This window comes from Candidatus Abawacabacteria bacterium, assembly GCA_016207805.1.
Classification (GTDB): Bacteria; Patescibacteriota; Gracilibacteria; order RBG-16-42-10; family RBG-16-42-10; genus JACQZO01.
In genome coordinates this window covers 77496-90934 of sequence record JACQZO010000011.1, presented here as the reverse complement: position 1 = coordinate 90934, position 13439 = coordinate 77496, and the positions used below count along the sequence as shown (strand labels likewise).

Sequence of the window (13439 nt, the reverse complement as noted above, 5' to 3'; positions counted from 1 at the left end):
GTCCGGATTAATTCGAGCTCTCCCCCGCTGAGCCTCATTCGTAATTCGTAATCCGTAATTTGTAATTTTCACATCTTCTCCGGCACATCAATCCCCAAAAGAGCTAAACCAACTTTTAATACTTTAGCCACTTGGGCAACCAAATACAATCTCTCAGCTCTCAGCTCTTCGCTCTCAGCTCTAATCACCGGTACATCATTATAAAACTGATTAAACAAAGCAGCTATTTCCAACAAGTATTGAGCTAATATATGAGGTGTATAGCCATCAGCAGCACGAGCAATGACAATAGGAAACCTGCTCAGCAGTGACAATAATTGATGTTCCAAAGGCAGGGTATACCCAGGTTTGATATTGGCCACTTCTTGATATTCACCTTTGCGCAAAACACTTTTGATGCGCGCATGGGTATATTGCAAATATGTAGCTGTATCTCCTTCGAAATTAATAGCCGTTTCCCAAGTAAAGGTAATATCTCCAGTGCGATTATGCACTAGATCACCAAATTTTATTGCACCCAAGGCAATCATTTTAGCCAATGCGTCCTTTTCTGTCTCGGGCAAGTCTACTCCTTTTTCTAATAGCACCTGATGAGCACGAGCTATTCCTTCAGCAATTAACTGGCGCAGATAAACCACATTTCCTTTACGCGTAGACATCTTCCCCTCAGGTAGACGGACAAGCCCGAAATAAGCAAGAGTAAAATCACAATAGAGTCCTAACATTTTGGCAGTAGCAAAAAGCGAATCAAAATGAAGTTTTTGGGAGTAATCGACAAAATACACCATACGATTCAACCCGGGATATTCAGTTAGACGCCACTCAATAGTGGCAATATCTCGTGTTGAATAAAGTGTAGAACCATCTTTTTTGAGAATATAAAAAGGCGGCTTCTCTTTGCCAAAATCGACGTATACTGCGCCATCGTCCGCTGTCTTGGTAATCCCTTTTTCCTTACATAATTCGACAATATGATGCAGCCAAGGAGAATAAAATGACTCACCCAACTCAGTGTCATGATGAATACCTAAAATATTATGCAGTTCATGAAACTCTTTCATACTCTCATGATAAAACCACTGCCACAAATTCTTACTTTCCTCATCCCCTTTTTCTAATTTCGCAAACTCTTCTCTTGCCTTGTCAGTTAACGTTGTATCTTTATCTTCTTCTTCATGAAATCTAACATAGAGTTTTACCAATTCATTAATCGGATCTTGTTCAATGACCTCTTTATTTCCCCACAAACGATACGCCACAATCAGCTTGCCAAACTGGAGACCCCAATCACCCAAATGGTTATCAGTAGTTACCCACCAACCAAGAGCACGATACATATTGGCACAAGCCTGACCAATAATATTAGAACGCAGATGGCCAACAGTCATTGATTTAGCAATATTTTCGGCACCGTATTCTAAAAGAATCTTTTTATCTTTATTTTCTTGCTGCAATTCCTTAAATCCCTCATTTACTTGATGCAATAAATATTCTACCGAGCAGGTAATATTGATAAACCCAGGACCAGCAATTTCTAACTTAATAATTTCTGACAACTTTCGCCCAACCAAAGCATCTACTATGGCTTGAGCCACTTCTCTCGGATTCTTTTTCACTTGCTTACTTAATTGCATAGCAATTGGCAAGGCAATATCACCAAAGCTCAGTTCTTTGGGAAATTCCAAGACAACATCATCCAGCTCAATTTGAAAAAGCTCTTTTACTACCTCTTGAATACTTTTCTTAAGATTGGTCATAGTGATCAATAAATAGCCGACTCATCACAGCATTGCTCCATAGCTTGCTCTTTGATGCTCAAAGAATTGCTCTTCTGGACTAGCATCATCCATTATTGCAGGCGTTGGCAAAACCTGGACTATAGCAATTCTCACTTCCATAGCTGGACTAAAAGGTGGGAAGTCTCCACTGCCAGCAGTTTCTCTTCTACAACGAACACCTACAGGAGTAACAAAGAATTCCTCAATATTAAATTGCATATCGTTTTTTAGCAGCACAAAAATAACAAGAATGCCACCGTATTGCAAAACATACAGTTTGTTTTTGCTACATCTCAAACATAAAGAGAGTTATTTTTACTAGCTAGATAAAAGTGTATGATGCTGATTGTAATTTTCTCTCCTGAAGTCCAATGCTGACAATTATTCTTTTCTTCATTTTTCTTTTCGGTCTAGCGATCGGCAGCTTTACCAGTGTAATCATCACTCGCTCGCATGGCAAAAAGCCCGGCCTACTCTGGGGGAGATCAGAGTGTCCTCATTGCCAGCAACAATTAAAAGTACAACATCTCATTCCTCTTCTCAGTTATTTCTGGCAGCAAGGTAAATGTGCTTATTGCCAAAAAAAGATTGCCAGTATCTATCCTTTACTAGAATTAACCACAGGTTTGACCTTTGTCTTTCTTTTTCTGAAATTTCCCTTTCTCACCGAAGCTACATTCTCTACAGCAGTATTAGCAGACTTTAGTTTATATGCTTTTTATTTTAGTACATTAATTGCTATTGCTTTTTCTGACGTACTCTTTATGGAAATCTCTCCTTACTTGTTACTATCAGCAGCCATAGCTGCTGTTTTAATCGCTGTACTTGACTATCGATTGCTCACAATTAATACGCTCTGGAGTTTAATAATCGCTCTCGCTCTATTTGGTACTCAAATACTAGTATCCCGAGGAAAGTGGCTGGGCATTGGTGATTTTTATCTAGCACTCACTTTTGCTATTGCTCTTCCCTTACCACTATTTGGCATCAACATTATCATCTCCTATTGCTTAGGTGCCCTTTTCGCAATACTACTTTTAGTTAATAAAAAGGCCTCAATCCAAAGCAAAATCCCCTTCACACCTTTCTTAATTCTAGGGACAGTGCTGAGCACACTATTATCCAACCAGCTTTTTTTCCTCTTTTAAGCAAGCATTACAGAGCAGACGGACAAAAAAGGTTGTCCCCCGCCCCTCTTGCGATTCAAACCAAACTTTGCCTTTTAGTTGTTTAACTATTGCCTTAGCAATATAGAGACCGAGTCCAGTACCATCAGTATCTTTTTCCTTGATATTGCTAGCCCTAAATAGCTTAGTAAAAATATGCTTCTGCTCAATGGCAGGAATGCCATAACCAGTATCACTCACTTCCAGAAGAATATACTTGCCATCGCGCCTCATTCTGAGAGTAATCTTGCCTTGGGTTGGCGTATACTTAATAGCATTAGAAAGCAGATTCTGTAGCAAAATCTGGATTAGTCCGGGATCAGTATCAATCATAGGTACTAACCCCAGTCTTTTTTCAACATTAAGGCTCTTGTGATCGATAAGCGGCTGCAGCTCAGTAATAGCTGCATGAAAGACTTTATCCAATGCTGTGGGACGGAATGAAGGAATAAATTTACCCGTTTCAATACGTGATACATTTAATAAAGTATTTACTAAGTTGGTCATTCTCTGATTACCTTCATAAACCTCATTTAAATATTCTTTTTGTGCTGGTGTCAGTTTTCCCGCATCACCACTGAGCAACATTTCAGTGTACCAATTAACAATAGAAAGTGGCATACGCAATTGATGAGATGCCAAGGAAACAAATTCTGTTTTTGCTTGGTCAATTTCACGCTCTTCAGTCAAATCATGAAATACATCTAATGCGCCGATTAATTTATCACCTTGCAACATCGGCGCAGAGGTAATCACGGCAGGCAAGATACTATTATCCTGACGTCGATAGGAATAACGCGTGGTAGTAATAGTTCTTTTTTTCTCCAAAGCTTGATAAAGAGGCACTTTTTCCCACGCCAATACCTTCCCCTTCTCACTCACCAAGGTAAATACCTGTGACCATTCTTTGCCCACAACATCCGTGACATTGAGCTTCAATATTGTCGCCGCTTGTTGATTGATCATAATAACCTTCCCTTGTGCATTGGTGGCAATCACTCCATCACCAACACTTTGTAGCATTGCCTCTACCTTTCCCTTTGCCTGAGCAATTTCTTGCTTGCTGCTACGTAATTTCCTCATCGCTAGATGCAAATCATCACTATATTGTTCCAAAGTGATATTCTTCTTTTTTATCTCTTTCAACCTATTACTAAGTAAATGATACGCTCTAGCCAACCTAGTAGTCATATTATTAAAACTCTGAGCCAATTCCCCAATCTCATCTCGGGTCAGCACCGAAGCCCGAGCCCGCAGGTTTCCTGCATTAATAGCTCTAGCAATACGAGTAAGCCCAATTACTGGGGTAGTGACGTATCTTCGTAACAGAAACAAGACAATTCCGGCAACAATCAATAACAAAGCAACAATTAACAGTACTAACTGGATAGCTTGCAACCGAGCTGATTGAAAAACTAGCAAAGTCGGCTTTTCAATAACCAATGCCCAGCCATTTCCTTGAAAGTCCTTATAGCCACGTTCCGGAACAGCAGTGAGTAATGCCTGATAGGCATTACCTTCATATTGGGAAATACTTTGATACAAATTATTACCAGTAAAAATGGTACTCACACCAGCAAATACGGCCTCCAGCTGATCGTAATCAAGCTGATCAACACCTAAGCGAATACTTAATTCATATTGATTACTTGCTATTAAGTACTGTTCTCTATTGAATAAAAACACATTGGCATCATCCAATTGATTAAGGATTTCGCCAATTTGATCAAAGGCAATTGAGCCTAATAACACTTCATCGCCGTTAACTGGAGCCGCAAATAAAAGAGTGGGCAGGCTCTGTGGTTCGAAAGAAAGATCTGAATATTGTATCTTTTGCTTCATGATAGCATCCTTGATCAAAGGATCAGCCTGAGCCTTCACTTGATCATACGGCTGACTATTATTGAGCACCGCAACAACGTTTCCTTCTTTATTCAGATAATAAAAACCTTGCCATGGTCCCGTAGCGAGCACCATCGCTTGCAGGGAACGGCTATCTTGAGAAACAGGATTAGCTTTCACTTGCAAGCTAATTTGCTCAATCGACTGATAATAATCGGCCAAAAATCGATCCAGCTTATCCATAGTATTTCTGGCCAAGTCTAATTGCCCATCACCAATGACTTTTTCCAGAGCTGTTTGGGTAAATTGAAAGGTGACAAAACTTACCAAAGCTGTAGACAGCATGGCCGCACTAAAAATGAATACTGTTACCTTGGTAGAAAGTCGCATTGATTAAAATATATCCCTCCATTATACCACGGAACAAACACACAAGAATAGATAAAAAAAAGAGCCATGGCTTTTATCTCCATAGCTCTTTTGAAACAAAATAGAACTTGCTTTAACGAGTTACACTAATGGTAGCACTTAATTCTGCATCAGGAGCAGCTACTGTGATACGTCCATTAGCTGTTTTCAGGATTTCATATCCTGCTCCATTGGTAGAAGAACCAGTAGGATCAGTAGGAATAGCTGTCAAATATTTTTCATTGGTGGTCAAAACAGTCAAATCAATCAAACCAGTACATGTCCCTCCAGTCTTACAAATTTCTGTTTGAGTGGTAGTGACACTAGCAGGCAATGTGCCATTGTTATCCAAACTGTATTGATACACAGCATTAAGAATTGTATTAACATCAACTTTTCTTTGCGCATTTCGAGTTTCACCCAACTGTTTACCAGGATTAATCGCTAGGATAACAATACCCGCAAGGATCGCAATACCAGCTACCACCAGTAACACTTCAAGCAGTGTAAAACCTGCTTTATTTTTGCGTAAACAGTTCATGGAAAGAAAATTAGTAATAAACAGAACGAGTATAGGTAAGCTGCTAAAAGTCTGCAACCTCTTGCCAAGAAGAGATAATTATCGTGGGATTAATTTGTGTAATCTCTATTTCTATTTTCCGAGTAACACCATTATGTGTGCTTGAAGCGGTTACTTCACGTTCTTCTCCAGTTCCTATGGTTACAGTATAGGAACATTCAATGTCATTGATGGTTAATGAATAGGTGCCGCTATATGTGGTAGTATTCTGAATTTCTTGCAAAGCAACCTCAGCACAAGCAGTCGCAGCATTGCGCGCCTGCATGGAGCGAAGCAAAAGCAAATGATTATCAGAAGATCCCAAAGCAAGCCAAAGAAGAGAAATGACAATAGTGGCCCCAATACCTGTGACGGCAAGAACATTAATCAAAGAAACAAATCCTTTAGAATACCTTGCGAACGGCAGCTGAGCCATAAAAAGTTTTACTATAATTATATTCCGGACGACCAGAAGTGTTGTTATACGTTAACGTAAATGAAACCTGCACAACACCAGGAGTATCATTATCTTCAGCCAAATTACGAAAGGAGAGATTACTGGGCAATACATTAGCTGTACTAAGAGGGATAGGACTACCACCGCCTTCTTTGATTCTGAAAGTGCCGCCAGAAATATGAAAAGACATGGGATCCAAGGCAGAATCAGCCATATCAAGAGTTAATGATGGTGTCTGCCCACCAGCAGGTGTAGCATTAACACTATCAGCATTGCGAAGATTTTGAGTAATAAGATGCATAATTTGCCAACCTTGCTCTTCTACTTGAGTAATCACTTGCATACGAATTTGAATGCGAACAAATTGAATTAAAAGAAATGACGTCGAAGAAATCACTACTGTAGTCATCGCCAAATAGATCATAATCTCTAATGTAGAAAAACCAAACAATCCTTTATTCTTCATACTTAAAATGGCATCCAATTAGTAAGGTACGTACTGAGGCTGACTGAGCCTGTTTTGCCGGCAAATTCCCAAGCAACTGTAGCAGTGATCAATTTCTTGGTAGCGCTTTCCGTGGCAATGCTAATCTCCCGAGTAAAGAGACCATTCACATCCGCAGTACCTGATAGAGTCCAATGCCCACTAGCCACCACTAACCCGTGAGTACCATCGACCAAGTTATTCCAGTCTTTGTCTCGCATATTGCGTACTGCCTCTAAACCTTCTTCAGTATAGAACAAGGCCTGATTTTTAATCCCAATTAACCCCGTACTTTGCTGTGCATCAATAATACCAGTCAATAACCCCGCTATAGTAGAAGCTAAGATAGCGATTGCTATCGTTATTTCCAACATGGAAAAACCACGATATTTAATATGACAAGATTCCTTTGGCATTGAGTGTAATAGATTTATTTGCATTGCTAGTACTACAGGTAATAGTTCCTGTTTGTTGGGGCTTGCCAGTGAATTTCGCAAAAGTCACTTCTTGCAGGCCACTAAAGGCAACAGTAGTGGGAATAGCAAAGACTTCATCGAAATCAGAATCTCGCCCGGCATATGAGTTCCCCTTGAATATCGTTATTTCTCCTACATTCATTCGTATTCCCCATTTACTATCTTCTTTCACAGCTTGAGCCAAAATCTGAGCACGACGAATGGAACGAACTAGTGTGTGTACGGTAGTATCCAAATCACTTTGAATTTGCAAGCGATAATACAGAGGCAAGGTTACCCCAGCAAAAATCATAATGACGGCAACAGAGAGTAATAATTCAACAATAGTAAAACCTGATTTCTTCTTCATTGCATCTTAAGCGTTAAGGCCACCAATTAATTGATAAATTGGCATGATTACAGCCAAAGCAACACCAATTACTCCCAACCACACAATCACAAGCATTAATGGCTCCAATAAAACAGTAAGATTTTTGGTAGTATTGTCCACTTTGCCTTCAAAGGCCTGACCAATTTTTAGCATATTCTGTGCCAAAGCGCCGGAATGCTCTCCAGCTGCTACTAATTGTTGCAAAGGAAGAGGAATTAATCTTTCCGATCCTTTATATGATTTAAAACTATTAAAAATTGAACTGCCCTGCTCGACCTCATCATGGACATACTGATAAAACCTTTGGTAGCGCAACCAGGGCGCGGCTCGTGTCAATGCTTTAAACACATCCAACGCGGGGATACCCGCATTGAGCAAAGTACCCATGATATACCCCCAACGCGAAAGTTCCATTTCACGCAATAACTTCTTGATTACCGGTAAGAAGAAAAGAATAGATTCACCAATCGACTTCGTCCGCCGATAATAGAAAACCAAGTAAAAAATACTGATACAAAACAAGATAAAAGCTGGCACAGCAATAAATCCATAAACACTAAGAAAGTTACCAATGGCAATCAATGCGCGTGTGGTCCAAGGTAATTCAATTTTGAGTTGCGAAAAAACTGTCGTTAGCCGAGGTAAAATAAACCAAGCGATACTAATACCAATAATAAAAGTTAAACTCATAATTAGCACTGGATACATCATTGCTGAACGAATCTTTGCCTGAAACATCTGATCCTTCTCATGCTGAGCAACTACTACTTTCAAGTTTTCATTCAGCCGCCCAGATTCTTCTCCAGTACGAATTAAAGAGAGGAATTGATAAGGAAAAATATCAGCCTGTTCCAGTGATTTCCACAAAGGAACGCCAGCACTAATTTGTTCATGCATGCCCATGACAAGAGTCTTCATCGCCGGTGAGCGCATTTCGGTAGCAATTCCTGCCAATGCGGATAAAATATCCAGACCAGAATCAAGCAGAGTAGAAAGATCTTCAATAAAAGTATCTTTTTCATGACCAATCAATAGTCGCGAGAAGTGACCAACATGAAAGCGCTTATTAGCGATCTTTGACATCATAAATTAGTGGTGAAGCAACCCGTAATACCTCTTCCAGAGTAGTAATGCCATTTTTTACTTTTTCTACACCATCTTCAAATAAGGTATGTGATCCTTGTGCTCTGGCAATTTCCCAAATGGCTTTTGAAGAGGGATGATGCAAAATAAGATCTTGCATATCAGGAGAAATAGTAATGAGTTCAAAGAGCGCAATACGTCCCTTATACCCGGTACCATTGCAAACATGACAACCTTTGCCCCGATAGAATGTCTCTTCTTCATGAGAAAAGTAGTGCTTACTCTGTGGTACTAGTAATTCGATATCTGCTCTTAGTACTTGTACGCTATAACGACACGCTGTACAGAGCTTTCGCACCAAACGTTGGGCTACTACCAACTCCAAAGTAGAAGCGAGCAAAAAGGGCTCAATTCCCATATCCAAAAAGCGAGGAATAGCAGTAGCGGCATCATTGGCATGAAAAGTAGACAGCAAAAGATGACCAGTAAGAGCTGCATTCACGGCAATTTCTGCTGTTTCTTGATCACGGATTTCTCCTACTAGAATAATGTCAGGATCTTGACGCGCAATAGAGCGCAATCCTTTGGCAAAAGTAAGATTGGTCTGTGGATTTACCTGGATTTGATTTAACCCTTCCATACGATATTCCACCGGATCTTCAATAGTAGTGACATTGATTTCAGAATGCTGTAGCAACTTTAGAAGCGCATATAGTGTAGTGGTCTTACCACTACCAGTAGGTCCGGTGATTAAAATCATACCAAAAGGTTTCCTGCTAGACTTTTCAAAATGAGCTTGATCATGAGCAGAAAAACCCAAATCCGACAAATTAAGGCTACGTACATATTGAGACAACAGACGCATCACCACCTTTTCTCCCTCTAATGTCGGCACTATCGAAACACGCAAATCAACTGCCTGGTCCCCCTTCACATAACGAATAGCACCATCTTGAGCAGCATGGTGTTCATCAATGCGCAATTGGGCCAACACTTTGATCCTATTTAAAACATTTTCATAATGCTCCTTAGGAATTCGACCCACTTCATGCAAAATACCATCCAAACGAAAACGGACCAATACATCTTTAGCCTGAGGTTCAAAATGAATATCAGAAATACGATGCAAAATTGCATCTAAGAAAATAGCATCAATAATTTCTGGTGCAATCAAAGCATCACTTTGCAAGATTTTGATGAAGCGCGTACTGAGTGCTTCATTATAATATTCCAAAGCAGCATCTATATCCTCAGACAAAGAATAGGTAACAACCATACTCTTAGCTTGAGGGAAAAGCTTTTGCAATTCTGGGAGCAAATCTGCTTGCTTAGGATTGTCAGTAGCCAAGATGAACGTTTCATCTTCTTGTTTGGCCAAGACCACGCGCAACTTCCTAGCAAGATATTCAGGGATTAAAGTGACTTGGGCTTGAGTCAATGGTTTAGCATGCAAATTAGTATAGAGCACGCCATAATCTTCGGCTATTGCTTGGCCCAGAAGGTCCTTGGTAATGAGCTGATTGAGTAGCAGATAATCGATAATTGAACCATGACGATCAGCAGCATATGTTTCAGCTGATTTTATATCTTCTTCAGTGACATAGCTCTCGCGGATGAGAATTTCTTTTATTTTTTGATCATCAAATCTCATACTGTGAGTATTTTCTTAATATATTCAATCAGCGAAGCCAAAGAAATATTTGATTTGATAAAGTACTCGGTAGCGCCCAAATCTTTTGCCTTTTGGATATCTTCCTCTTGAGTAAGATTAGACAATACAATAATTTTAGTAGTATTTGCTTTCTCTTTTAGAGCTGTCAAAAGACTAAAACCATCCTGATCGGGCATTACTAAGTCTAATAGAATCAGGTCGAAGCTATCTTTTTGCAGTTTTTCCCATGCTTCTGCACCATTTACTGCAGTGCTGACAGTAAAACCGACATGAGACAATTTAAGAGAAAGTGCTCGTACTATCGCCTTTTCATCATCAACAATCAAAATCTTGGCCATGGTATGTGTTTTTGTTTCCTTCAATTATATCAAACTTTAAGAGAAAATTATAGGAAAAGCATCATTACTCAAATTCTGAACTACTTCTGCCCTCTGCCTTCATTGCGTAACTCACCTACCAACCATTCGTATTTACCAGTATGTTAAATTCAAGCAAATTTTTCTATGGCCACCATTATTGAAGTAAAAGATTTAACCAAAACATTTGTTAAACAAACATTTTGGGGAAAAGTAAAAAAACGATTCACTGCTGTAAAAGATATTAGTTTTACGATTCAAAAAGGTGAATTTGTTGGTTTTTTGGGACCAAATGGCGCTGGCAAAACCACTACTCTAAAAATGCTGAGTGGCATCTTATATCCAACTAGTGGCGAAACTAAAGTGCTCGGTTACACACCTTGGGAAAGGAAAATCGCTTTCAAAAAAAGAATTAGTATGGTCATGGGCCAAAAGTCTCAACTCTGGTGGGAATTACCACCCTTGGATACTTTTGAATTATATAAAACCATTTATCAGATTAGTGATAAACATTACCAACAACACTTAAATAAATTGATAGAATTGCTCGAAGTGCAAGATTGCCTCAATACTCCAGTACGCCAATTGTCTCTCGGCCAGAGAATGAAGTGTGAATTAATTGCCGCTCTACTCTACGAACCCGAAGTGCTATTTCTCGATGAACCTACTATCGGATTAGATTATCAATCACAAAAGAAAATGCGTGCTTTCTTAAAGCAATACAATCAGGAGACTCAAGCGACCATACTGCTCACATCTCATTATATGGATGATATCAAGGAGCTTTGTCCCCGCATCATTGTCATTAATCATGGTCATATTATTTATGATGGTACATTTGCTGAATTAGAAAAAAAGATTCATCAAGAGCGTGAAATTCATATTGATTTCGAACAAGAAAACAAAAAAGCAGATTGGCATCAATATGGAAAAGTACTCAATCAGACCCCATTGCATATAGAATTAGTAGTTCCCCAGACAAAAGTAGCCCATACCATAGGCGAAATAACCCAACATTACTCTTGTACCGATATTAAAATTATTGATAAAGAAGCTGGGGAAATTATTACTCAACTTTTAGCCTAATGGTAAGCACTCTTAAAAGTTATCTGGGTATCCTCAAAATATGTACTCATGAAGAGAAAGTTTATTATTGGGATAATATTCTATGGAGCACTAGAACATTTGTAGAGCCATTAATATTACTAATCTTTTGGGGCACCATCGCTCACACCCAAACAACAAGTAGTGTCGGCCAAACAGTAATATATTTTGTCTTTTTGGCCTTAGTTGGACGATTAACATCTACGTGGGTAGCCTCTGACACGATTAATTATATTCAATCCGGCGAATTATCTCACTTCTTACTCTCACCAGTACCAGGAAGCTACATTGCTCAAAGAATAGTTTTTGAACTGAATCTAAAAAAAAGTCGTTTGAAGGTGACTATTCCTCTAGCACTTATTTTTTATTTTGTTTTAAGCTACTACTTTTCTCTCCATATCCCTGCTCTTTCCCAGTTAGTCTTTTTCCCTTTTGCCGCAATTAGCGGCTACATCATTACCTTTTTTCTTTGGCTAATAGTTGCCAGTACCACTTTTTGGCTTTATCACAGCAGTGGCGTAATCGATTTGGTCGACAATATTATTCCTGCCTTCGATGGGTCACTGATACCATATATGTTTTTACCAGTAGCATTAGTAGAGATTTTTCAATACTTGCCTTTTCGCTACATGCTTAGTTTTCCCCTGGAAATAGTAAGTGCTCCTATGACCCCTGAAGCATTATGGTTCGGTATACTTATGAGCCTTTTTTGGGGTATCGCATTGATTCTCTTGACGCAAATAGTTTGGCATAAAGGACTTAAAGCATACCAAGGATGAGCAAAACAATATTGATTCACATTGCGGTATTGAAACTCCTTTGTCAGCGCAGCATCAAAATATTGCGCATGGAAAAAAGAAATTTCTATCTATTTTTGCTAGCATTCATTGCCGGTACGGTCTTGAATATTTTTGTATTGCACACCGCTTTTCGCAATATTCCTTATATTCAAGGCTGGAATTTCTACAATGTACTGGCCTTACTAGCCACTTACCGGCTCTGTAAAGGCATATTTTCCACATTTATTGGTAGTAATCTAGAGAAGCTCACTAATATTATTCGCAAAGGAAAGCTAGATCTGTTCTTGATCAAGCCAGCATCAGGCTGGTTTCTGATGTACTTCTCTGAAGTGGATCTAGCTCGTATCACCGATCTCATCACCGGGCTTTTTTTACTCATCTACACATTGTTTTTTATTCAATGGCAATGGTGGACCTTAATCCTCTACTTTTTCGCCTTCATTATCGGCTTAATATTAATGACTTGTACGTATCTAATAATTAGCATGACAGCCTTCCTCGATATGCGAGAGGCTGGTGTAGACTTTATCGACAAACTAATTCGCAGCACCAGCAGATTCCCTTTGCGATTTGCTAGTGACACCATTCAATTTCTGCTCACCTGGATTTTACCTTTTATGTATTTGTCTACTATTCCGGTTGAAGTCTTAGAAAATCGAACCAATATAATTGCTACATTCAGCAGTGCCTTAGCTATTTGTGCCATCTATATCTTTCTTACCAGTTATCTCTGGAAAAAGGGCTTGCAACATTATAGTTCGGCAAGTAGTTAGATGAAGGTAGAAGTCAGAGGGCAGAAATGAAGTATTGAGATGCATTAGATGCGTGCAACCACTACTCCCAATTCATCCTTCGACTCTACTTCGCGCAGCTCAGGATGAATT

Annotated in this window: 15 protein-coding genes; 4 read left to right on the top strand and 11 right to left on the bottom strand. The window is 39.3% G+C overall.

The window, feature by feature from the left end:
* Positions 1-68: 68 nt before the first annotated feature.
* The gene (argS, locus tag HY817_03265; GenBank protein ID MBI4836255.1) at positions 69-1757 is read right to left on the bottom strand and encodes an arginine--tRNA ligase; all 1689 of its coding nucleotides are present in this window, start codon (positions 1755-1757) and stop codon (positions 69-71) included.
* Positions 1758-1781: 24 nt separating this feature from the next.
* Positions 1782-1997, bottom strand: coding sequence for a hypothetical protein (locus HY817_03260; protein MBI4836254.1), 216 nt, complete (start codon positions 1995-1997; stop codon positions 1782-1784).
* Positions 1998-2149: 152 nt separating this feature from the next.
* Between HY817_03260 and HY817_03255 the strand changes: the two genes are divergently transcribed.
* A complete protein-coding gene (locus tag HY817_03255; protein MBI4836253.1) occupies positions 2150-2926 on the top strand; it encodes a prepilin peptidase in 777 nt (258 codons plus the stop codon).
* Here the strand turns inward: HY817_03255 and HY817_03250 are convergent.
* The 9 genes from HY817_03250 to HY817_03210 all read right to left on the bottom strand — a co-directional run bounded on the left by HY817_03250 (position 2897) and on the right by HY817_03210 (position 10633).
* On the bottom strand, positions 2897-5176 hold the full coding sequence (locus HY817_03250; GenBank protein ID MBI4836252.1) for a HAMP domain-containing protein: 2280 nt from the start codon (positions 5174-5176) through the stop codon (positions 2897-2899). The genes HY817_03255 and HY817_03250 overlap by 30 nt on opposite strands.
* Positions 5177-5288: 112 nt before the next feature.
* Positions 5289-5735, bottom strand: coding sequence for a type II secretion system protein (locus HY817_03245; protein ID MBI4836251.1), 447 nt, complete (start codon positions 5733-5735; stop codon positions 5289-5291).
* A gap of 43 nt (positions 5736-5778) precedes the next feature.
* Entirely contained in the window at positions 5779-6189 is a 411-nt protein-coding gene (locus HY817_03240; GenBank protein MBI4836250.1) for a hypothetical protein, read from the bottom strand.
* Positions 6158-6676 carry a hypothetical protein gene (locus HY817_03235; protein MBI4836249.1) on the bottom strand — a complete coding sequence of 173 codons (519 nt, stop codon included), beginning with the start codon at positions 6674-6676 and terminating at the stop codon, positions 6158-6160. The genes HY817_03240 and HY817_03235 overlap by 32 nt, the downstream gene beginning before the upstream one ends.
* A gap of 2 nt (positions 6677-6678) precedes the next feature.
* On the bottom strand, positions 6679-7110 hold the full coding sequence (locus HY817_03230) for a type II secretion system protein (protein MBI4836248.1): 432 nt from the start codon (positions 7108-7110) through the stop codon (positions 6679-6681).
* Positions 7085-7519 (bottom strand): prepilin-type N-terminal cleavage/methylation domain-containing protein, encoded by a 435-nt coding sequence (locus tag HY817_03225; protein ID MBI4836247.1) that lies wholly within the window; start codon positions 7517-7519, stop codon positions 7085-7087. The genes HY817_03230 and HY817_03225 overlap by 26 nt, the downstream gene beginning before the upstream one ends.
* Before the next feature lie 6 nt (positions 7520-7525).
* Positions 7526-8626 (bottom strand): type II secretion system F family protein, encoded by a 1101-nt coding sequence (locus HY817_03220; protein ID MBI4836246.1) that lies wholly within the window; start codon positions 8624-8626, stop codon positions 7526-7528.
* Positions 8607-10274, bottom strand: coding sequence for a type II/IV secretion system protein (locus tag HY817_03215; GenBank protein ID MBI4836245.1), 1668 nt, complete (start codon positions 10272-10274; stop codon positions 8607-8609). Before HY817_03215 ends, HY817_03220 begins: the two co-directional genes overlap by 20 nt.
* Positions 10271-10633 carry a response regulator gene (locus tag HY817_03210; protein MBI4836244.1) on the bottom strand — a complete coding sequence of 121 codons (363 nt, stop codon included), beginning with the start codon at positions 10631-10633 and terminating at the stop codon, positions 10271-10273. The genes HY817_03215 and HY817_03210 overlap by 4 nt, the downstream gene beginning before the upstream one ends.
* Positions 10634-10798: 165 nt before the next feature.
* Here HY817_03210 and HY817_03205 point away from each other — a divergent pair, with 165 nt between their 5' ends.
* From HY817_03205 to HY817_03195, 3 genes are read left to right on the top strand one after another with little or no spacing between them, the layout of a single operon-like run.
* On the top strand, positions 10799-11737 hold the full coding sequence (locus HY817_03205; protein MBI4836243.1) for an ATP-binding cassette domain-containing protein: 939 nt from the start codon (positions 10799-10801) through the stop codon (positions 11735-11737).
* A complete protein-coding gene (locus HY817_03200; protein ID MBI4836242.1) occupies positions 11737-12534 on the top strand; it encodes an ABC-2 family transporter protein in 798 nt (265 codons plus the stop codon). The genes HY817_03205 and HY817_03200 overlap by 1 nt, the downstream gene beginning before the upstream one ends.
* Entirely contained in the window at positions 12531-13328 is a 798-nt protein-coding gene (locus tag HY817_03195; protein ID MBI4836241.1) for an ABC-2 family transporter protein, read from the top strand. Before HY817_03200 ends, HY817_03195 begins: the two co-directional genes overlap by 4 nt.
* The last annotated feature ends 111 nt before the right edge of the window (positions 13329-13439 follow it).

Excerpts from the sequence above, each read along its gene's own strand:
- HY817_03195 (MBI4836241.1), top strand. The coding sequence starts at position 12,531 with ATGAGCAAAACAATATTGATTCACATTGCGGTATTGAAACTCCTTTGT.
- HY817_03230 (MBI4836248.1), bottom strand. The coding sequence starts at position 7,110 with ATGCCAAAGGAATCTTGTCATATTAAATATCGTGGTTTTTCCATGTTG.
- HY817_03220 (MBI4836246.1), bottom strand. The coding sequence starts at position 8,626 with ATGATGTCAAAGATCGCTAATAAGCGCTTTCATGTTGGTCACTTCTCG.
- HY817_03210 (MBI4836244.1), bottom strand. The coding sequence starts at position 10,633 with ATGGCCAAGATTTTGATTGTTGATGATGAAAAGGCGATAGTACGAGCA.
- HY817_03200 (MBI4836242.1), top strand. The coding sequence starts at position 11,737 with ATGGTAAGCACTCTTAAAAGTTATCTGGGTATCCTCAAAATATGTACT.
- HY817_03245 (MBI4836251.1), bottom strand. The coding sequence starts at position 5,735 with ATGAACTGTTTACGCAAAAATAAAGCAGGTTTTACACTGCTTGAAGTG.
- HY817_03235 (MBI4836249.1), bottom strand. The coding sequence starts at position 6,676 with ATGAAGAATAAAGGATTGTTTGGTTTTTCTACATTAGAGATTATGATC.
- HY817_03215 (MBI4836245.1), bottom strand. The coding sequence starts at position 10,274 with ATGAGATTTGATGATCAAAAAATAAAAGAAATTCTCATCCGCGAGAGC.
- HY817_03225 (MBI4836247.1), bottom strand. The coding sequence starts at position 7,519 with ATGAAGAAGAAATCAGGTTTTACTATTGTTGAATTATTACTCTCTGTT.
- HY817_03205 (MBI4836243.1), top strand. The coding sequence starts at position 10,799 with ATGGCCACCATTATTGAAGTAAAAGATTTAACCAAAACATTTGTTAAA.
- HY817_03240 (MBI4836250.1), bottom strand. The coding sequence starts at position 6,189 with ATGGCTCAGCTGCCGTTCGCAAGGTATTCTAAAGGATTTGTTTCTTTG.
- HY817_03255 (MBI4836253.1), top strand. The coding sequence starts at position 2,150 with ATGCTGACAATTATTCTTTTCTTCATTTTTCTTTTCGGTCTAGCGATC.
- HY817_03260 (MBI4836254.1), bottom strand. The coding sequence starts at position 1,997 with ATGCAATTTAATATTGAGGAATTCTTTGTTACTCCTGTAGGTGTTCGT.
- argS (MBI4836255.1), bottom strand. The coding sequence starts at position 1,757 with ATGACCAATCTTAAGAAAAGTATTCAAGAGGTAGTAAAAGAGCTTTTT.
- HY817_03250 (MBI4836252.1), bottom strand. The coding sequence starts at position 5,176 with ATGCGACTTTCTACCAAGGTAACAGTATTCATTTTTAGTGCGGCCATG.